The following is an 18,837-nucleotide window of genomic DNA, read 5'->3' as shown; positions in this document are numbered from 1 at the left end:
TTCGGCGGCAGGCAGGTCGATCCTCAATCCGGGCGCAACGGACTCAGTCCCGCCTCGATCCGAGCCCGGTTTCCCTCCAGGAAAGGCGGAAGCGACAATTTTTCCCCCAAACGATCCAACGGCTCATCGACCGCGAATCCCGGTTCGTCGGTGGCGATTTCAAATAATATCCCGCTCGGCTCCCGGAAATACAGGCTTCGGAAATAATGTCGGTCGACCGGACCACTATTCGGAATCCTGGCTTCCCGCAGATGTTCGATCCATTTCTCGTAATCCTCCAAACCTGGAGCGCGGAAAGCGATGTGGTGCACTCCTCCGGCCCCCAGTCGGGTCGGTCCGGCATTCGGCTCGACGGCCACATGCAACTCCCCGCTCAATCCGCCGCTACCCATCTCGTAAACCGTTCGTTTTTTCCCATCCTCCGGATTTTCATACTCCCGGGACCGGCGCATCCCCAAGATCTCTGTCAACAACAGTCCGGTCGGTTCCCCATCCGGCACGCTGATCGTCACCGGCCCGAGTCCCAGGATCTGCCGTTCGGCCGGAACCGGGCTCCGCTCCCACGGATGCCCCTCTGCCCCGGGTCCGTCGTCCACTAAACTAAGCCGTTGCCCCTCCGGATCCTCGAAGTCGACGGTCGCCCGGCCATCCCGTTGCACCAACCTGGCCTCCCGGATTCCGTTCTCGTTCAACCGCTCCATCCACCATTCCAGGGTCTCCCGCCCGGGAACCCGGAGCCCTGTCCGGATAATACCCCGCGTCCCCCGCCTCTCCGGTGGAAGCGGCCAGTCGAAAAAAGTAAGGTCCGACCCCGGCGTCGCCATTCCGTCCGCATAAAAAAGGTGATACGCGGATACATCGTCCTGGTTGACGGTCTTCTTCACGAGCCGCATACCGAGCGTCTCCGTGTAAAACCGGTGATTCGCCACCGCATCCGCGGTCACAGCTGTCACATGATGAAATCCCCCAAATTGCATGCACCAACTAAGCGCGGATCGGGCGCATAGACAATAGGAAACAAGCAATAGCCGACCCGTCGAAGAAACGGGATGGAGAAAAACTTATTGCGAATCCCCGTCCGACTCGCGGACCTTCACCTCTGCCTCCATCGGACCGCCGTCCGCCCCGATGGCATCGACCGGACAACCTTCCACAGCTTCCATACAGAGAGCGACATCATCCTCGGATTTCGGCTGGCGGAACACGTAGGAGTAACCGCCGTCATCATCCCGGGTGAAAAAATCGGGCGCGGTCTCCCGGCAAAGATCGCAATCGATGCACTGTTGATCGACATAAAATTTGCCAGCGACGTTCTTGTCCCATTTTTCGGTTTTATCCGCCATATCTCCTTTATATGTGCGAACGAAGCCCCGGGGAGTCAAGCGCCCGCGGGAGCGACGCGCTTCGGCTGCCGTCTTTGGACGTGCGGGAGACCTCAAACGACCGCCCTTCCCGACGGTCTTCGGCTAAAGCACGAAGCTCCGGCGCGGGAGCGCGACGCTATGTAACAGGACGGCGGGGCACGCCGAGTGAATCGGTTTGCATCTTCTCCACCCCTCTGCTTGCAAAGCATGAGCCGGAACTTTAGGCTCTTCTGTTCACGCTATGATTTACGACCGTCCTTACATGCAAGATGATTTTCGGCCGAAGACGGCCCCCGTGTTCAAATGGATCCTTTTGGGCACGATCGCCGCCTTCGTGCTGCAAAACGTCTTCTCGACGTGGTTTCGGAGCCCGGTGATGGAGCAATATTTCGCCCTTTCGCCCGCCCATCTCGGTACCGGCTTCATCTGGACACTCGTCACTTACGCGTTTCTCCACGGCAATTTCTTCCACATCCTCGGAAATATGCTGATCGTCTTCTTTATCGGCCGGGAACTGGTTCCCCTCCTCGGCGGACGACGCTTCGGCGAACTCTACTTCGCTTCCGCCGCGATCGGCGGAGCGGTCTGGCTGGCGGTCGGACTGCTCACCCCCGGCAACCCGATCCTCGTCGGCGCGTCCGGCTCCGCCCTCGGCCTATTGACCTTGTTCGCCTGCATTTATCCGAACAAACCAATCACCCTTCTCCTCTTTTTCATCATTCCGGTTACCATCAAACCGAAATACATCGTTTATGCCTTGCTGGCCTTTTCCCTGTTCGGCCTCCTCTTCCTGGAACTACCCGGATCCGGCGATCCGATCGCCCACTCCGCCCACCTCGGAGGGATGTTGACCGGCTGGATCTTCTTCCAATTCGGGCTGACCAAGCCGGCTCCCGTCCGCCGCCAGCGTGATCCCGACGTCGAGCCACCCTCCTGGTTCTCCCGGAAAAAGACCGCTCCGAAGTCGACCGGGAATTATTCGGTCAACCTCACCAACCGCAAAGTCCTTCAACAGGAGGTCGACCGCATCCTCGACAAAATCAACTCGCAAGGTTTCGGCGCCTTGACCGAAGAAGAAAAGCGTTTGCTCGACCGGGCGAAGGATCTTCTGAACAAGTGAACCGGCCGCCCGGGCGAGATCTGCGGATTCGTCGCCCTCTCTCTCCACCATGGCCGACCTCCACCGGCAACTGACCGACCTTCTCGATCCGGCGGACGCCTCCCGTCTCGACCGGTTCGCTCGGATTTCGCCGCTTTACCGGCGCCATTTGACCGCCCATCCCGCGGACGTCGCCTGGCTCGTCCAGCCGCCGGCTTCCGACGAATCCCGCGACCAGGAGATCCTCAACGAGTGGCGCGCCTTCCGCGGCGACCTTCCCCGGGAGTCCGCCTGTTTCCTGCCCGCCCTCCGGAAGTTCCGTCGCCGCATGTCGATGCGGATTGCCTTCCGCGACGTCAACCGGCTCCAATCCTGCGCCCGCTGCGTCGCCGACCTCTCGCTCCTGGCCGACCTCTGCGTTCGGGAGTGTTACGCCCTCGCCACCGCCCGTTGGACGGAGCGGGAAGGCGAGCCGTGGGACGAAGCGATCGACCGCCCGGCCCGTTTCTGCGTCCTCGCCCTCGGCAAACTCGGGGGCTGGGAGTTGAACTTTTCCTCCGACATCGATCTCATTTATTTCTACGAAGGAGAAGGTTCCTGCCGGACGGAAGGTCGAATCCGCCCCTTTTCCAACGCCCGGTTTTTCACCAAGGTCGCGGAAACGTTCACCCAATTCCTTCAGGAACCGACCGAACACGGTTTCCTCTTCCGGGTCGATCTCCGTCTCCGCCCCGAGGGCAACCGGAGCCCGCTGGTCCGCTCGTTTGCCGGAATGGAAAACTACTACGCCGCCACCGGCCAAAGCTGGGAACGGATGGCCTTGATCAAAGCCCGTCCGGTGGCGGGCGATTTCGCCTTGGGCGGAGAACTGCTCGAAAGCCTCCACTCGTTCCGCTACCCGCGCCATCCGCCCCCGTCGCTGCTCACCGAAATCGCCGCGATGAAGACCCGGACCGAACAGGAAGTGGTCGGCGCCGCCAATCTCCGCCGCGACGTGAAATCCGGCTACGGCGGCATCCGGGAAATCGAGTTCATCGTTCAAACCATGCAGGTGCTCCACGCCGGCCGTTTTCCATTCCTGCAAACCGCCTCGACCGTCGACGGTCTCGACCAACTGCTCCGCTACGAGCTGATGAACCGGGAGGACGCCCGTTTTCTTCAGGAGAGCTACTGGTTCCTCCGCACCCTCGAACACCGGGTCCAGATCCGGGAGGAACAACAAACCCACACGTTGCCGACCGATCCCGAACAGCTCGGATCGATCGCCGAATCCCTCGGTTTCAAGAATGCCGCCGCCCTCGACCGGGAAATCGAAACCGTCCGCGAGGGGGTCCGGAGCCGCTACGACCAACTGCTCCAAAGCGCCCCGGTCGACGAGGAATTCGGCGACTGGTGGCTCTTCTTCTCCGAGCAAAAGGCCTTGCCCCGGGTCGCCGATTGCCTGCGCCGGTGGTTCGGGGAAGACGAAGCCGCCCCCGGCACGATCCGGGATTTCGTCCAAGGCGACCGGAATTTCCTCCTGACCCGCGACCAGGTCGCCCGTTTCACCAGCCTGACCCGCCGGTTCGACCGGGTGATGCCGCGGCTGGCCGCCCCGCTCGTCACCCTGCGCCGAATCGCCCGTTTCGCCGAATCCTACGGCACCCGCCGGCAGTTTCTCGCCACCTGCTCCCTCGATCCAAGTTTTTTCGAGGTGCTCGGACTCCTCTTCGACCGGAGCGAATTCATCCACGAGCTCCTCTGCCAACACCCGGAAGTCCTCGACGAGGTGCTCCGTCCCGAGATCCTCCGCCGCAAGAAATCGACCGAGGACACCTTGCGCGAACTCGCCGAGGCCGCCCCGGAGGAGGCGTTCGAGGATTGGCTCTGGCGTTACGTCAAAGCCGAACAGATCCGGATCGCCATCGGCGACCTGCTCGGTTACCTGGATCTCGAGCAAACTGAACGGGCTCTCAGCGACCTCGCCGACGCCACCGTGACCTTTCTCCTCCGCCGATTCGACCCGCAAGGCCGTCTGCTGGTGGTCGCCCTCGGCAAATACGGCGGCCGCGAATTCACCTTCGGGTCCGACCTCGACCTCGTTTGCCTGACCGAAGGCCCCACTTCCGAACGGGACGAGCGGATCGTCCGGAGCCTGACCCAGTCCCTCTCCCGCCGGACTCCCCTCGGAACGATCTACGACGTCGACCTCCGCCTCCGCCCCCATGGCGAGGCCGGCCTCCTCGCGCCGACCCTGCCGGCGTTGCGCAGGTATTACAACCGCAGCGCCCAGGGATGGGAAAAACAGGTTCTTTCCCGGGCGAGACCGGTCGCGGGCAACCCGGAGCTCCGGAGCGAATTTTCCCGGTTCCTCGACGAACTCCTCTACCGCCGGGAAGCCACCGACCGGGAATTGCAGGAACTCTGGGAAATGCGTTCGCGGATCGAACGGGAGCGTGACGCCGCCTCCCCGCCGCAACGCGCCTTCAAAACCGGTCCTGGCGGGATCGTCGACCTCGAGTTTTTCGGCCAATTCCTGCAACTGCGCCACGGCCACCGCCGCCGCGAATTACGTCAGCCCAATACCCGCAAACTTCTCCGGACAATCGGACGGCTCCGCCTAATCGCCCCGGCCGACCTCGAAACCTTGCTCGACAACTTCAACTTCCTAAAACAGGTCGAAGTCCTCCTGCGGCGAGACCGGAACGCCGCCATCTCGGTGATCGGTCCCTCCCCCGACGAACAATTTGCCCTGGCCCGATGGAGCGGCTTCAAAAACCGGGACGAATTCTGGGGCGAACAATGCCGCTGCATGACCAGCACCCGGCAGATCGTCGGACGTTATTTGGTTCGCGAGTTTAACCTCGACCTGCACGCCGCCCCCGGCCAGGCTCCCCCCTCCTGATTAGGACTTTTCAGAGTTTGTTTACACCCTCCTCCCGAGAAACCGATTGGCAATTTTCGAAAATTCATCTATGGTGCTTCTCGAAAAACGGAGCCAATCAAACACCGATCCGAGGGGACCGAGGCCAGTCCTTGTTCAACTTCTTGATTCAATCCAAATCGAACACCCGAAGGAACAAAATTTTCCCTAAAGACTCAAACAACATGAGCTTCTCACAATTTTCACGTATGACGAATCGCCTCCTCACGACTCTACTTGCCTTCCTGTTGCTCGGTTCCAGCGTCAGCCTGGCCGAAACCAAACGCCCGGAACTTCGCCCGACCCCGATGATGTCGGCCGAAGCGAAGCTGCTCGTCAGCCTCCTCGAACAAGCCCATTTCGCCGGCACCCCCATCAGCAAACTCGACTTCGAGGAATTGCTGAAAAACTACATGTCGACCCTCGACCACCACCGGCTCTTTTTCACTGACGCCGACCGGGCCAAATTCGTCGAAAAGTACGCCGCCGGCCTCGAGTTCGACTTGCGCAACGGCAATCTGGAACCCGCCTTCGACATCTTCAAAACCTACCGCGAGCGCTCCCTCTCCCGGATCGACTGGATCCTCGAACGTCTGGAAGGCGATTTTGACTTCCACGGCGACCAATACTACCAGGTCGACCGCCGCGAACTCCCATGGCCCGCCAACCAAGCCGAGGCCGATATGCTCTGGGAACGCCGCCTGAGCTACGAATTGCTCGCCGACCTCCTCAACGACAAGGAAATCGAGAAAGCCAAGGAAAACGTCGGCCGCCGCTACCAACGCCTTCAACGGACCGTGCTCGAAACCGAATCCGACGAACTTCAGGAGATTTTCCTCTCCACCTTGAGCAAGCAATACGACCCGCATTCCTCCTTCCTTTCCGCCAGCACCCTGGAGGATTTCAGCATCTCGATGCGCCTCTCCCTGGTCGGAATCGGCGCCCAGCTCACCAGCGAAGACGGCTACTGCACCATCCGCGAACTGATTCCCGGCGGGCCGGCCGCGCTCGACAACCAGCTCCGGCCGAACGACCGGATCGTCGCCGTCGCCCAGGATGGCGAAGAACCGGTCGACGTCATCGACATGCGCCTGCGCCGGGTGGTGGAAATGATTCGGGGCGAAAAAGGGACCACCGTCCACTTGACCGTGATTCCCGCCGACGCCACCGACAGTTCGGTCCGACGCACCATTTCCTTGGTCCGCGACGAAATCCGCCTCACCGCCAGCCGCGCCCAAGCCACCATCTACGAAGTCCCCCGCGAAGGGGGTGAAACCGTCCCGGTCGGGGTGATCACCATTCCGTCGTTCTACGGCTCGGTCGGCAGCGGAGGCCAATCCAACACCAGCACCACCGCCGACGTCGAAGAATTGATCGGCCGCCTCAAGGAAGTCGGCATCGAAGCCTTGGTCCTCGATTTGCGCCGCAACGGCGGAGGACTCCTCTCCGAAGCGATTCGCCTGACCGGCCTCTTCATCGAAACCGGTCCGGTCGTCCGGGTGAAGAGCTCCGACGGCGGCCTCCGGGTCGATCCGGACCGCAACCCGAATGTCGCCTATTCCGGCCCGCTCGGCATCCTCGTTTCCCGCAACAGCGCCTCCGCCTCCGAAATCGTGGCCGGCGCCCTGCAAAACTACAACCGGGCCCTCATCCTCGGCGAAACCTCGACCCACGGAAAAGGAACCGTCCAAGCCATTTTCGAACTGGAAAACTATCTTTTCCGCGGATTCGGCAACGCTCCCCGCACCGGAGCGGCCAAGATGACGGTCCAAAAGTTCTACCTGCCCGACGGTCAATCGACCCAGAACCGCGGCGTCATCCCGGACATCACCTTCCCTTCATTCAACGAATACCTCCCGATCGGCGAGTCGGACCTCCCCAATGCGCTCAGCTGGGACACCATTTCGGCCGACGACTGGGACAAGGAGCGGACCCGTTTCCCGATCCGTTCCCCGCTTGAAGAAGATTTGGTCAGCCACCTGCAAAAGCGGAGCGAAAAGCGCCAATCCGAAATCGAGGAGTTCCAATTCCTCAACCGGAACATCGAATGGCTCCGCGAGAAGCAGGAGCAACGCCGGATTTCGTTGAACATCGACCAGCGCCGGGAACAAAAGGAGCTCGACACCGCTTTCCGCGAAAAGATGGATGCGATCAGCGAACAATTGGTCCGTAAGGAATTTGTCAGCCGGAAGATCCTGCTCGATGAAGAGCCGGAGCAACCGGAACCGGTCGCCGCCTACGACGGCGACGATGAAATAGAGTCGGCCGACCTCGGACTCGTCCGCGGCGACACCGGCCTCGACATCCATCTCCGCGAAAGCCTCCGCGTCCTTAGCGACCTCGTGGAACTCGGCAACCCAATCTGGAAAAAGTCCGCCGTCACCGCCCAAAAAAGCGAATCGCAATAGCAGCTCGCCGAACGAAGACGGCTGAAGCGCGTCGCTCCCGCAGAACCTTCGCAGGAGCTTCGTGCTTTAGCCGAAGACCGTCGTTCCAGACGTTCGTCCCAGAATTTCCCTACGCCCAACGACGACAGCTGAAGCGCGTCGCTCCCGCAGTCGAAGTCCGTATTTCGGCCCTCGGCCGTCGGACACCTCAGACCAAGGCTTCTTCCAAGGCGCCGATCCGGTGGCAAAAGTCGCCGAAGCGTTCGTTCGGTTGCCGTTCCACGGCGTAACTCTTGATCAGCGGCGTGAGGCGTTCGAGGATTTCATCGACGGTCATCGACGCCCCGACTTCGGTGTTCAAACGGGTTCCGTCGAAGGATGCGCCGAGATAAAGATTGTATTTACCGGGCGATTTCCCGACCAAGCCGATTTCCGCCAAATACGGGCGGGCGCAGCCGTTGGGACATCCGGTCATCCGGATCGAAATGGCGTCGTCGCGGAGTCCGCTTTCCACCAAAACTTCCTCAAAACGTTCCAAGATTTCCGGTAAAGCCCGTTCGCTTTCGGCCAGCCCGAGTCCGCACGTCGGCATCGAGGGACAAGCGAGGGCGTTCAACCGGAGGCCGCTCCGGTTGTTGTGGTCCGCCAGATCGTATTTGGCCAAAATCGCCTCGATCTTCTCCTTCCGGATATCGGTGATTCCCGAAATCATCAGGTTTTGATTGGCAGTAAGTCGGAATTCGCCGTCATGGGTTTCCGCGATTTCCTTCAACGCGGTCTTCATTTTCAACGTTTCCGTGTCCTGGATCCGCCCCGAAAGGATGTGCAGAGTGAAATACCAGTCGCCATCGACATCCCGATGCCAGCCGTAGTCGTCGGACTGACTCTCGAAGACGATTTCCCGGGCCGGCTGAAACTTCCAACCGAGCCGGCTTTCCACCTCCGCGCGGAACCAATCGACCCCGCGGTCGGCGATGGTGTATTTCAGCCGGGCATGTTTCCGGTCGGTCCGGTCGCCGAAATCGCGCTGGGTGGTCACGACCGCTTCCGCCACCGCCACCACTTGGTCCGGCGTGCAAAACCCGATGACGTCGGCGAGACGGGCGTAAGTTTCGGCATTCCCGTGCGACCGACCGAGTCCGCCGCCGGCGACCACATTGAAACCGGCCAATTTCCCCTCTTCCACCACCGCGATATACCCGAGGTCCTGGGAGAAAATATCGACGTCGTTGCTCGGCGGCACCGCGATCCCGATCTTGAATTTCCGGGGAAGATAGGTTTTGCCGTAGATCGGCTCAAACTCCTCCTCGTCGGTCGCCACCCGCTCTTCATCCAGCCAGACTTCGTAATAAGCGCGGGTCTTAGGAAGCAGGTGTTCGCTGATGCTCTTCGAAACCTCGAAAACTTCTTGATGGATCCCGGAAACCTTCGGATTCGGATTGCACATCACGTTCCGGTTCACGTCCCCGCAGGCGGCGATGGAATCGAGGCAAACCTGACTCATCTTCTGGATCACCGGCTTGACGTTCCCCTTGAGCAAACCGTGCAATTGAAACGCCTGCCGGGTGGTCACCCGGATCGTCCCATTGGCGTAAGTGTCGGCCAACTCGTCCATCATCAGGTATTGCTGAGGCGTCGCCACCCCGCCCGGCACCCGCACCCGGATCATGAAACTGAAGGCCCGCTCCAACTTCGCCTTCCGCCGCTCGATCCGTTGATCGCGGTCGTCCTGGAGGTAGAGCCCGTGGAACTTCGACAGTTGGGCGTCCTCGGCGCTGATCGCGCCGGTGCTCTCGTCACGGAGTCCCTCGACCAGCGTTCCCCGAAGGAAGGAGCTGGCCGACTTGATCTCTTCCACCTGACTCAAAGGCTTGGCGGTCGCTGGTGCGGTTTCTGAACTCATGCGAGGGAAAATGCAAACATTTCGCCGAATGGCAAACGTTATTATTACTATCTAGGGTAATTTAGTTAAGATAGCGTGAGGCAGGCATTCCTGCCTGTTTGTTTCACAGACAAAAATGACTATGTCACACCACTTGGCTACACCTCCCCGATCGCGCGTGCGGGATGGAGGGTGACGTCGATGCCGCTTTCCCCTTCCCCGGCGAGCGGGTCGGCGTAGGCGGCGAAGGCGATCATCGCGGCGTTGTCGCCGGTGTGTTCGGGGCGGGCCCGGAAAAACGGGAGTTTTCGGGCGCTCGCCACTTGCTCGATCGCCGCTCGCAACCGCCGGTTGTTCGATACCCCGCCCGAGAGTCCGACGCTCCGGAAGCCGCCGCCTGCCAACACTTGTCGCGTCTTCCCGGCCAAGGCTCCCACCACCGCTTCCTGATAACTGGCGCAGAGGTCGGGCAAATCCCGCTCAAGTTCGGCGTCGTCCATCTTTTCCAACCGGTAACGAAGGCTGGTCTTCAAGCCGCTAAAACTAAATTTCCGGTCGGCCCGTCCGGGAAACGCCCGGGGGAAGTCGAACCGTTTCGGATCGCCCGAGGCCGCCAATCTTTCGACCGCCGGTCCCCCGGGATAACCGAGCCCGATGAGCTTCGCCCCTTTATCCAAGGCTTCCCCGGCGGCGTCGTCGACCGTTTCGGCCAGCGGCGTCAGGCGTCCGTCGGCTTCGAGCGAGAACAAGACCGTGTTTCCCCCGCTCACCAGCAGTCCGAGGTGCGGGGTGATCTCTCGGAGGCGTTCCCGGAACGCGGCCGGATCCTCCCGGTGCAGGTCGATGAAGGGCGAAAAAGCGTGGCCGCGGAGATGGTTCACGCCGAGCAACGGGAGTCCCCGGGCGACGGAGAGGCTTTTCCCCAGCGCGATCCCGAGCGCGAGGCAACCGGCCAGGCCGGGGCCGTTGGTGACCGCGATGCTGCGGATGCGGTCCCAGCCGATTTCCCGTTTCAGCGCCTCGCAGAGCGCGGGAAAATTGCGCAGATGTTCCCGGCTGGCGAGATCCGGCACGACTCCGCCGTAAATCCGGTGCAGGTCGATCTGACTCGAAATCCACTCCCCGACGATCCCTTCGTCCGGCGAAAAAACCGCCAGGGCCGATTCGTCGCAGGAGCTCTCAATTCCGAGTATCATCGGCGGCCCCTCCTGCCAGGGTCAGTCCCCGCGCCGCGTCCCGTTGCTCGGCGAAGAGAAAAATCCCCTGGAGGGCGTCGATGGCGGCCCGCAACTGCCGGTCCTCGATCGGCTCGAAGCCAAACCGTTTCTGGAATTCGATCGGATCGGTCATCCCCGGGCGGTTCCGCTGGACCCGGAGTTTCACCTCGTCTTCCAACGGCAACTCGACCACCACGTCCGGCTCAACTCCGCGTTCGTGGATGATCCGTCCGCCGGGGGTGTAATACTTGGCGGTGGTCAACCGGAGCGCGCCGTTGTTGCGGAGCGGCAGGATGCTTTGCACCGATCCTTTGCCAAACGAAGTCTCCCCGACGACCACCGCCCGTCGCGTGTCCTGCAGGGCGCCGGCCACGATCTCGGAGGCGCTGGCGGACCCGGAATTGATCAGCACCGCGATTGGGTATTTCCGTTCCCGTCCGTTGCGGCCGGCCCGGATTTCCTGACGGCTCCGCTCGTCGCGGCCCTGGGTGTAAACCACCAGTTCGTTCCGGTCGAAAAAGACCCGGGCGACCTCGACCGAAGCCGTCAACAACCCACCCGGGTTGTTGCGCAAATCGAGGATCAGGCCCCGCATCCCCTGGGCTTCGAGCGATTCGAGCGCCCGGACGAATTCCACGCCGGTCTGTTCACCGAACTGGGTGATCTGGACGTAGCCGATGTCGTCTTCCAACAACCGGGCGTTGCGAACGCTCTCCACCCGGATGATCTCCCGGACGATGGTTTTTTCCAACACGTCGCCGGTCTGGGGACGGAGCACCGAAATGGTGACTTTCGATCCGGGGGCTCCGCGCAGCAGCCGGACGATCGTTTCGAGCGAAGTCTCCTCGGTGTTTTCGTCGTCGACCCGGATGATCTGGTCGCCCGGCATCATTCCCGCCGCCTCCCCGGGCGTTCCGGCGATCGGCGCGATCACGGTGATCCGGTCATTGCGGCGTTCGATCTGCACGCCGATACCGCCGAACTGCTGCCGGGTTTGCGACTGCAAGTCTTCATAGCGCGACTCCACCAGCAATTCCGAGTGGGGGTCGAGCGACCGGAGCATCCCTTCGATGGCGGATTGGGTCAACGCCTCGTAACTGATGTCCTTGTCGACATACCGGTCCTTGACCATTTCCAGCACGCTCCCGAAGAAGGAGACATTGCTGTAATAATCGGACCGGTCGCCGTCCGCCCGCCGCTGGCCCAGCAAAAAGACGCCGAAACTGAAGTTGATGACCAGGACCAGGAGAACGAACGTGAGAAGATTGCGCCGCATCATGGGGCAGAAGTGTGGCAGGAAATCCTTTTTTGTAAATAGGGAGGATTGCGCTTTTGCGGAAGTGAGGAACACTCGGAGGGATGCCGTTCTCGAAAATCAAGTGGATCACGTTCGACATGGGGGGAACCCTCCTTTTCCCGCATCCTTCGGTGGGCGAAGTCTATACCGAGGTCCTCGCCCGGCACGGACTCCAACGCGAGCCGGCGGTGTTGGAAGAAGCGTTCATGCGGGTCTGGCGCGAAGAGGTTCGCAATTGCGCCCCGTCGATCACGCCCGAAAGCGAAAAGGAACGGTGGCGCGGGGTCATCCGAGGCACGTTTTCCGACCTCGCTCCGGGCGTCGATCTCGACCAGCTCTTCGACGATCTCTGGATCGCCTTCGCCGAGGCGGGCCGCTGGCGGATCCCGGCCCACGCCGAACGGACCCTCGCCGAACTCACTTCCCGGGGTTATCGCCTCGCGGTGTTGTCGAACTGGGATGACCGGCTCCGCAACTTGTTGGACGAAATCGGCTTGTCCCGATACTTCGAGGAAATTTTCGTCTCCTGCGAACTGGGTTTCGAGAAGCCCGACCCCCGGATTTTCCGCTGGGTGGAAGATCGACTGCAAGCCGGCGGCGAAGAAATCCTGCACATCGGCGACAGTCATCACCATGACGTCCTCGGCGCCACCGCGCGCGGCTGGCGGGCCGTCCAGGTTTTCTGCCAATCCGCCACCGACAACGTCTGCCACCGGGTCGCCTGCTTGAGCGAACTTCTCGACCTCCTGCCCGGCCGTCTTTCAGCCAAGAGTTGATCGAATATCCACCCCCGCCAGGTGGGAGACACTGATTTCCGAGGCGGAGCCTCTTTAGTGCTTCGCGTCACCGCGAAACCTTGGTGACGCGCGGACGAGCTCCGGCGGTCGAGTGACTGTCGAGCGCGCGGTCAACGTCGGCCATTTCGAAAGCGGTGCGGGGACGCACCAGCACTCCAAAGCGCTTCGCGCGAAAACCGGATCGCCTTCAATAGGTTTCGAGGCGGAGCCTCTTTGGAGTGCTCCGCGTCCTCGCGGAGCTTTCGAGCGAGCAGACGAGATCCGGCGGTCGAATGACTGTCGAGCGCGCGGTCAACGTCGGCCATTTCGAAAGCGGTGCGGGGACGCACCAGCACTCCAAAGCGCTTCGCGCGAAAACCGGATCGCCTTCAATAGGTTTCGAGGCGGAGCCTCTTTGGAGTGCTCCGCGTCCTCGCGGAGCTTTCGAGCGAGCAGACGAGATCCGGCGGTCGAATGACTGTCGAGCGCGCGGTCAACGTCGGCCATTTCGAAAGCGGTGCGGGGACGCACCAGCACTCCAAAGCGCTTCGCGCGAAAACCGGATCGCCTTCAATAGGTTTCGAGGCGGAGCCTCTTTGGAGTGCTCCGCGTCCTCGCGGAGCTTTCGAGCGAGCAGACGAGATCCGGCGGTCGAATGACTGTCGAGCGTGCGGCCAACGTCGGCCATTCCAAAAGCGGTGCGGGGACGCACCAGTACGCCAAAGCGCTTCGCGCGAAAACCGGATCACCACCCAAACCTAGAGGAAGTGGCAGGGGCCGCGGAGCAGTCTGTTTTCCGTGATTCAACGGGACAACCGATTCAAGCTGAACGGCGGGGTAAGAAGTGGTGGAGACGATCGGGATCGAACCGACGACCTCCACAATGCCATTGTGGCGCTCTTCCAACTGAGCTACGTCCCCACTTCAAAGTTCAAGAATCAAACGAAGGTCGCTGCATCGGTCAACCCCGAAAAGGGATTTTTTTTAGCGTTTCCTTCCGGTCACCGTTAATCGGTCATCCGGAATTCCAATCGCAGATTATAGGACTCCCGATTCGGGCTCGGCCCCACTCCCCCGGCCCGGTTGAAGGCGGCCAGAACGGATTGGTCAAAGATCGAATTTCCCGACGACGACGCGATCCGCGCCCCGGAAATGCGTCCGTCACCGCTCACCGTGAAACTGATCGTCACCCGGAGCGAGTCATGCAAACCATCCGGCTTCGCCCAGGCCGCGCGGACCGCCGACTTGATCCGTTCGAAATAAGCGTTGAGGGCGGCCTGGTCGGTTCCCGATTGCTGACGAACCTGCGCCATGTCCTCCCGCGACATCATCGATTCGAGATTCCGGGTAATGGCGGAGGTGTCGATCCGAGGAGTCGGCACGGGTGCTGGTCGAGGCGGTGTCGGCTGCGGCGCCGGTTGCGGCCTCCGTTGGGGATTTTGACGTTGGTGGTCTTCGAAAGTAATCCTCTGCGGCGGCGGAGGCTCCGGCTTGGGCGCAGGCTGGGGACGCGGCGCCGGAGTCGGAGTCGGTGTCGGAGGTGGAGGCGTGGGAGTAGGCCGCGGTGCCGGCGGAGGTGGTTCCGGGGTCGGCGCCGGTCGCGGGGCTGGCGGCGGGGGTGGTGGCGGCGGTTCGAAATCGAAACGGACGGTCGGCAGTTCCTCGGGCGGGGAGGTTTCGGCCACATTCGGAGGAGCCTCCGAGGGAGGAGCGAAAAGTTCGAAGGTGACCGGCTCCTTCTTTTTCGGAGTGAAATCCCAAAAGGCGAGGATCAAAGCGATTCCCAGCGCCGCCAGATGGATTCCGGAGGCGAGGACGAACGCTTTTTTTGAAGTCGGACGCATCGTCATTGCGGAGGATTCCCGATTGCCGTATCGAGACTGATCCTGTTCAAACCGTTGCGAGAAATCAAGTCGAGAAGGGTGACGACTTCCTGGTAGGAAAGCGCCCCTTCGGCCCGAATGTGGAGAATCGGCGGTTCGCTTTGCCGGGCCAATTCACGCAAGGCGGCGTCCAGCTCGGCGTAGGAATGCCGGGTTTCCTGAAAATGGTAGAGCCGCGGTCCGACGATCGTCACCGATTCGTGCCGCAATTCCCGTTGGGGCTGGGCCGGTTGTCCGGCCTGGGTCGGGAGGTTGAGCGGAATGGTCTGTTCGAGCAAGGGGGTCGTGATCATGAAGATGATCAACAGCGAGAAGGCGAGGTCGATCAACGGAGTGACGTTCGGTTCCGCGATCGCGCTGAGTTGCGGGTTTCTTTTGAAGCTGCGTGCCATGGCGGTGCGGTCGGGAGCGCGCTCAGTCGTTTTCCAATTCGATCCGGTCGGCCAGATGACTGGCGTAGTTCTCCAATTCCGTCATCATTTGCTTGGTCTTGGTGAGAAGGATGTTGTAGCCGAAGACCGACGGGATGGCGACGAGTAGACCGGCGACGGTGGTCATCAACGCTCCGGAAACGCCGGGGGCCAACATCTGCAAGGTGGCGCTGGCTTGGAGTGCGACCGCTCCGAAGGCGTCCATCACCCCCCAGACCGTGCCGAGCAATCCCATGAATGGCGCGCCGGTGACAATGGTGGCCAAAAAGACCATCCGCGACTCGTAATCGGAGCATTTACGGGAGACAGCCCGTTGGAGGGCGTTTTCAATCTGCCCCATCCGCAATTTGGCCAAAACCGTGTCCGACCGGCCGGCTCCGTCCCCGTTGACCCGGTAATAGGCGGAGGCCGCCTCGCCATACAGGTAACTGTAGGGGATGGCGGGATTCACCCGGGTCGGCTGGTCGGGATTGAAGACCGCCGGCATTTCCTTCAACCGGTCGTCGAAGGCGTAGTTGAGTTGCTGCATCTTCGTCAGCTCGAAGTATTTCCCGATCATGATCGTCCAGGCGACCATGCTGAAGGCCAACAGCAACAGAATGATGACTTTGCCCGCGAAATTGGCCTGCATGAAATAGGTGAGGATGTTCCCCTCCCCCGTTTGCGCGAATACGGCCGGAATCAACAAGTCCAAAATCATAGGGCGGTAGTGTTTTTCAAAATTACCATGGAATCAAATGGAATTTGAAAGGCAATTGAGGTTGATGTTTCGTCGGACTACCGGTTTTTTTATCCCTTTGCCATTACTATGAACTTTAAAACGAAGACCCTGCAGGAACTTGAAACCAAACGAAGCCGCATCAGCTCGAAGACGGGATTGGTCGGGTTCGACGGATTCATCGACAAGATCCGGGTGCCGGTTTCCCAGCGCTACGGTTCCGGCAGCGAGGAGTTCACCCCGATCGCCACCATCCAGGAATTCGGTGAGCGGATCGTGCGGGCCGCCGGCAAGAGCACCAATATCGAAATTTATCCCCGCCTCGAAAAACTGGGTGGAAACGGCCCGATCCTCGCCAGCAGTCTTCTGGCGGGCGGATTGAAACTCCGCTACATCGGCGCCCTCGGCAAACCGGCGATCCATCCGTTGTTCCAGGACCTCGCCAAAAAAACCGAAGCTATCTCCCTGGCCGAACCGAGCGTGACCCACGCCCTCGAGTTCAGCGACGGCAAAATCATGCTCGGCGAAATGGTCAGCCTCGACGAGGTCAATTTCGACGCCATGCTCTCGGCGGTCGGCGAAGGAATGCTTCTCGACATGTTTTCGCGGGCCGACCTGCTCGCGATGGTCAACTGGACGATGCTTCCCCATATGACGGGGATTTTCCTCGCCTTGCTGGAACGGATCCTGCCGGTCCTCCCGCCCCGGGACCAGCGCCTCTTCTTCTTCGACCTCGCCGATCCGGAAAAACGTTCCGACGGCGAAATCAACAGCGTCCTCCAAACTATCCGCCGCTTCCAGGAATGGGGCAGCGTCACCCTCGGCCTCAATCTCAAAGAGGGCCTCACCGTCGCACGCGTCCTCGGCCTTTCCCCGGAGGAACCGAACGAAGAGGGCCTTCGCAACCTGGTCTCGAAGATCCGCCAGGCCTTGCAGATCGACACCGTCGTCGTCCATCCCCGCGATTCCGCCGCTTGCGCCACTCGCGAAGACAGTTGGTGGGTGCCCGGCCCCTACACCGAAACTCCGGTGATCACCACCGGAGCCGGCGACCATTTTAACTCCGGATTCTGCCTCGGCCAACTGATGGACGCCTCCCCCCTCGCCTGTCTGACCATGGGAGTCAGCACTTCCGGATTCTACGTCCGCAAGGGCCGGAGCCCTTCGATCAACGACATCGACCAATTTCTCCGGAGCTGGGACCGCGAAGCGGCGGCCAGCGTTTGACGCCGCCCTCCGCGCTTCATCTTCTTCGATCATGCAGACCAGAAAAAATCCGGCCAAACACCCTGGCGTTTTCGTGACCTTCGAAGGATCTGAAGGAAGCGGCAAGACCACCCAAATCGGTCTGCTCGTTTCCCGGATCGAAGAGGCCCGGCGCGAGGTGGTCGTCACCCGGGAACCGGGCGGAACCGAGATCGGGGAAGAAATCCGCCATCTGCTCAAACACAGCGCCGCCGGCAAAAACATGTGCCCGTCGGCCGAACTCCTGTTGTTCGCGGCCAGTCGCGCCCAATTGGTCCGCGAAGTGATCCTCCCGAGCCTCAAAGCCGGCAAGGTGATTCTCTGCGACCGTTTCCTCGACTCGACCACCGTCTACCAGGGAGTCGCCCGCAAGATCTCCGCGGACCCGGTCAATGCCATCAATCGCTTCGCCGTCGGCGACATCATGCCGGACCTCACCGTGGTCCTCGACGTTCCGGCCGAGGTGGGACTGAGCCGGATCCGGCACCGCCCGAGCGATCTTCCCGACCGGATGGAGCAGGAGAACATTGATTTTTACGAAAAGGTGCGCGAAGGATATCTCGTCCTGGCCAAAACCTTTCCCGATCGTTTCATCGTGGTCGACGGAACGATGCCGCCTGAAAAAATCTCCGAAAAAATCTGGGATGCCGTCTCTCCTCTCGTCGAACAATGATATTCTCGCCACCCGCCCGGTGCGGGTGATGCTGGAGGCCCTGCGCAAAAACCGCCTTTCCCACAGCTTGATCATCAGCGGCGAGGAGTTGGACTCGGTGGAGGCGACCGCCCACCATCTGGCCGGGCAGATCCTCGCCGGCGAAGGATCCCCGCTCACCCTCGCCAAACACCCTGATTTCTTCACCGTCCGACCGGTCGGAAAGATGCGGCAGATTTCGGCCGGTCATACCCGCGACCTCATCCGCGACCTCAACCACTCCTCCCGCCAGGGCGGCGGCAAAGTGGCTATTCTCTACGAAGCCGACCGGATGCACGGCTCCTCCGCCAACATTTTCCTGAAGACCCTGGAGGAACCGCCCGCCGACACGACCATCCTCCTCCTGACCAGCCGTCCCCACTTCCTTTTGCCCACGATCCGCAGCCGCTGCCTCCACTTCCGGCTGCCCTCCGCCGGTGCCCGCGAGGAGTTTCCCGAGGCATTGATCGCCTGGCTCGACGACTACTCCACCTGGCTGGAAGGCATGGGCGACCAACTCGGCTCGAAACAGGAGGTTTGCCGCCAGGTGCTGACCCTGTACGGACTGTTGGCCCGCTTCACGCCGTTGTTGAAAAACACGATCGCCGAGGCATGGAAAACGCAAAAAGAGAGTTTGCCGGAAAACCTGTCCGACGAAGAGGAACAAGCCTTGTCGGAAGGGATGCGCCTCGCCCTGCGGGACCAACTCTTCGCCGCCCTCGAGCATCGTTTGCGCGCGTTCGCGGAAAAGCGGCTCGACACCCCCGGCGCCCTCCGGGCCTTCGCCGACACCGTCGCCGAACTCGAACGCGCCGCCGGTCTGCTCCGGGTCAACCTCCAGGAAACCGCCGCACTCGAGGGGTTCTTTCTAGGCGCCCTTCGCCATTGGGGCCGCCGCCGGGGGCGCTGACCGTCGCCCCACCCGGGCACGGCTGAAAGTGGGTC

Annotated in this window: 15 protein-coding genes and 1 tRNA gene; 7 read left to right on the top strand and 9 right to left on the bottom strand. The window is 61.4% G+C overall.

What is annotated here, in order from left to right; all coding sequences use genetic code 11:
• Window positions 1-23: 23 nt before the first annotated feature.
• Window positions 24-977: a ring-cleaving dioxygenase gene (locus tag ACWUI2_RS20370; RefSeq protein WP_486984683.1), complete on the bottom strand. Its 954-nt coding sequence runs from the start codon at window positions 975-977 to the stop codon at window positions 24-26.
• 84 nt (window positions 978-1,061) lie between these two features.
• Window positions 1,062-1,343, bottom strand: a complete 282-nt coding sequence (locus ACWUI2_RS20365; RefSeq protein WP_486984682.1) for a ferredoxin — start codon at window positions 1,341-1,343, stop codon at window positions 1,062-1,064.
• A 262-nt stretch (window positions 1,344-1,605) separates the two neighbouring features.
• Here ACWUI2_RS20365 and ACWUI2_RS20360 point away from each other — a divergent pair, with 262 nt between their 5' ends.
• The 3 genes from ACWUI2_RS20360 to ACWUI2_RS20350 all read left to right on the top strand — a co-directional run bounded on the left by ACWUI2_RS20360 (window position 1,606) and on the right by ACWUI2_RS20350 (window position 7,773).
• Window positions 1,606-2,484 carry a rhomboid family intramembrane serine protease gene (locus ACWUI2_RS20360; protein WP_486984681.1) on the top strand — a complete coding sequence of 293 codons (879 nt, stop codon included), beginning with the start codon at window positions 1,606-1,608 and terminating at the stop codon, window positions 2,482-2,484.
• Window positions 2,485-2,533: 49 nt separating this feature from the next.
• Entirely contained in the window at window positions 2,534-5,347 is a 2,814-nt protein-coding gene (glnE, locus tag ACWUI2_RS20355; protein ID WP_486984680.1) for a bifunctional [glutamate--ammonia ligase]-adenylyl-L-tyrosine phosphorylase/[glutamate--ammonia-ligase] adenylyltransferase, read from the top strand.
• A gap of 227 nt (window positions 5,348-5,574) precedes the next feature.
• Entirely contained in the window at window positions 5,575-7,773 is a 2,199-nt protein-coding gene (locus ACWUI2_RS20350) for a carboxy terminal-processing peptidase (protein WP_486984679.1), read from the top strand.
• A gap of 187 nt (window positions 7,774-7,960) precedes the next feature.
• Here ACWUI2_RS20350 and ACWUI2_RS20345 read toward each other — a convergent pair whose 3' ends face one another.
• From ACWUI2_RS20345 to ACWUI2_RS20335, 3 genes are all read right to left on the bottom strand, one after another.
• Window positions 7,961-9,655: an NADPH-dependent assimilatory sulfite reductase hemoprotein subunit gene (locus tag ACWUI2_RS20345; RefSeq protein ID WP_486984678.1), complete on the bottom strand. Its 1,695-nt coding sequence runs from the start codon at window positions 9,653-9,655 to the stop codon at window positions 7,961-7,963.
• 137 nt (window positions 9,656-9,792) lie between these two features.
• Window positions 9,793-10,830 carry a tRNA (adenosine(37)-N6)-threonylcarbamoyltransferase complex transferase subunit TsaD gene (gene tsaD, locus ACWUI2_RS20340; protein ID WP_486984677.1) on the bottom strand — a complete coding sequence of 346 codons (1,038 nt, stop codon included), beginning with the start codon at window positions 10,828-10,830 and terminating at the stop codon, window positions 9,793-9,795.
• Window positions 10,814-12,130 carry a S41 family peptidase gene (locus ACWUI2_RS20335; protein WP_486984676.1) on the bottom strand — a complete coding sequence of 439 codons (1,317 nt, stop codon included), beginning with the start codon at window positions 12,128-12,130 and terminating at the stop codon, window positions 10,814-10,816. The genes tsaD and ACWUI2_RS20335 overlap by 17 nt, the downstream gene beginning before the upstream one ends.
• Before the next feature lie 80 nt (window positions 12,131-12,210).
• On the opposite strand from ACWUI2_RS20335, the gene ACWUI2_RS20330 reads away from it, so the two are divergent.
• Window positions 12,211-12,924 carry an HAD-IA family hydrolase gene (locus tag ACWUI2_RS20330; protein ID WP_486984675.1) on the top strand — a complete coding sequence of 238 codons (714 nt, stop codon included), beginning with the start codon at window positions 12,211-12,213 and terminating at the stop codon, window positions 12,922-12,924.
• 845 nt (window positions 12,925-13,769) lie between these two features.
• Here the strand turns inward: ACWUI2_RS20330 and ACWUI2_RS20325 are convergent.
• From ACWUI2_RS20325 to ACWUI2_RS20310, 4 genes are all read right to left on the bottom strand, one after another.
• Window positions 13,770-13,845, bottom strand: a tRNA-Ala gene (locus ACWUI2_RS20325).
• Window positions 13,846-13,931: 86 nt separating this feature from the next.
• Window positions 13,932-14,768, bottom strand: a complete 837-nt coding sequence (locus tag ACWUI2_RS20320) for an energy transducer TonB (RefSeq protein WP_486984674.1) — start codon at window positions 14,766-14,768, stop codon at window positions 13,932-13,934.
• Window positions 14,769-14,770: 2 nt separating this feature from the next.
• Window positions 14,771-15,199 carry an ExbD/TolR family protein gene (locus ACWUI2_RS20315; protein WP_486984673.1) on the bottom strand — a complete coding sequence of 143 codons (429 nt, stop codon included), beginning with the start codon at window positions 15,197-15,199 and terminating at the stop codon, window positions 14,771-14,773.
• Window positions 15,200-15,221: 22 nt separating this feature from the next.
• Window positions 15,222-15,938: a MotA/TolQ/ExbB proton channel family protein gene (locus tag ACWUI2_RS20310; protein WP_486984672.1), complete on the bottom strand. Its 717-nt coding sequence runs from the start codon at window positions 15,936-15,938 to the stop codon at window positions 15,222-15,224.
• A 108-nt stretch (window positions 15,939-16,046) separates the two neighbouring features.
• On the opposite strand from ACWUI2_RS20310, the gene ACWUI2_RS20305 reads away from it, so the two are divergent.
• The 3 genes from ACWUI2_RS20305 to ACWUI2_RS20295 are packed head-to-tail and all read left to right on the top strand — an operon-like array spanning window position 16,047 to window position 18,802.
• Entirely contained in the window at window positions 16,047-17,183 is a 1,137-nt protein-coding gene (locus ACWUI2_RS20305) for a PfkB family carbohydrate kinase (protein WP_486984671.1), read from the top strand.
• A gap of 31 nt (window positions 17,184-17,214) precedes the next feature.
• The gene (gene tmk, locus ACWUI2_RS20300) at window positions 17,215-17,874 is read left to right on the top strand and encodes a dTMP kinase (RefSeq protein WP_486984670.1); all 660 of its coding nucleotides are present in this window, start codon (window positions 17,215-17,217) and stop codon (window positions 17,872-17,874) included.
• Complete coding sequence (locus tag ACWUI2_RS20295; protein WP_486984669.1) at window positions 17,846-18,802, top strand: DNA polymerase III subunit gamma/tau; 957 nt, start codon at window positions 17,846-17,848, stop codon at window positions 18,800-18,802. The genes tmk and ACWUI2_RS20295 overlap by 29 nt, the downstream gene beginning before the upstream one ends.
• The last annotated feature ends 35 nt before the right edge of the window (window positions 18,803-18,837 follow it).

Source organism: Verruconatronum alginivorum (assembly GCF_056590205.1).
This window is presented reverse-complemented; position numbering and strand designations above follow the sequence as displayed.

Coding starts and splice junctions, on each gene's coding strand:
- ACWUI2_RS20370 (WP_486984683.1), bottom strand. CDS start 977: ATGCAATTTGGGGGATTTCATCATGTGACAGCTGTGACCGCGGATGCG.
- ACWUI2_RS20365 (WP_486984682.1), bottom strand. CDS start 1,343: ATGGCGGATAAAACCGAAAAATGGGACAAGAACGTCGCTGGCAAATTT.
- ACWUI2_RS20360 (WP_486984681.1), top strand. CDS start 1,606: ATGATTTACGACCGTCCTTACATGCAAGATGATTTTCGGCCGAAGACG.
- glnE (WP_486984680.1), top strand. CDS start 2,534: ATGGCCGACCTCCACCGGCAACTGACCGACCTTCTCGATCCGGCGGAC.
- ACWUI2_RS20350 (WP_486984679.1), top strand. CDS start 5,575: ATGACGAATCGCCTCCTCACGACTCTACTTGCCTTCCTGTTGCTCGGT.
- ACWUI2_RS20345 (WP_486984678.1), bottom strand. CDS start 9,655: ATGAGTTCAGAAACCGCACCAGCGACCGCCAAGCCTTTGAGTCAGGTG.
- tsaD (WP_486984677.1), bottom strand. CDS start 10,830: ATGATACTCGGAATTGAGAGCTCCTGCGACGAATCGGCCCTGGCGGTT.
- ACWUI2_RS20335 (WP_486984676.1), bottom strand. CDS start 12,130: ATGATGCGGCGCAATCTTCTCACGTTCGTTCTCCTGGTCCTGGTCATC.
- ACWUI2_RS20330 (WP_486984675.1), top strand. CDS start 12,211: ATGCCGTTCTCGAAAATCAAGTGGATCACGTTCGACATGGGGGGAACC.
- ACWUI2_RS20320 (WP_486984674.1), bottom strand. CDS start 14,768: ATGCGTCCGACTTCAAAAAAAGCGTTCGTCCTCGCCTCCGGAATCCAT.
- ACWUI2_RS20315 (WP_486984673.1), bottom strand. CDS start 15,199: ATGGCACGCAGCTTCAAAAGAAACCCGCAACTCAGCGCGATCGCGGAA.
- ACWUI2_RS20310 (WP_486984672.1), bottom strand. CDS start 15,938: ATGATTTTGGACTTGTTGATTCCGGCCGTATTCGCGCAAACGGGGGAG.
- ACWUI2_RS20305 (WP_486984671.1), top strand. CDS start 16,047: ATGAACTTTAAAACGAAGACCCTGCAGGAACTTGAAACCAAACGAAGC.
- tmk (WP_486984670.1), top strand. CDS start 17,215: ATGCAGACCAGAAAAAATCCGGCCAAACACCCTGGCGTTTTCGTGACC.
- ACWUI2_RS20295 (WP_486984669.1), top strand. CDS start 17,846: ATGCCGTCTCTCCTCTCGTCGAACAATGATATTCTCGCCACCCGCCCG.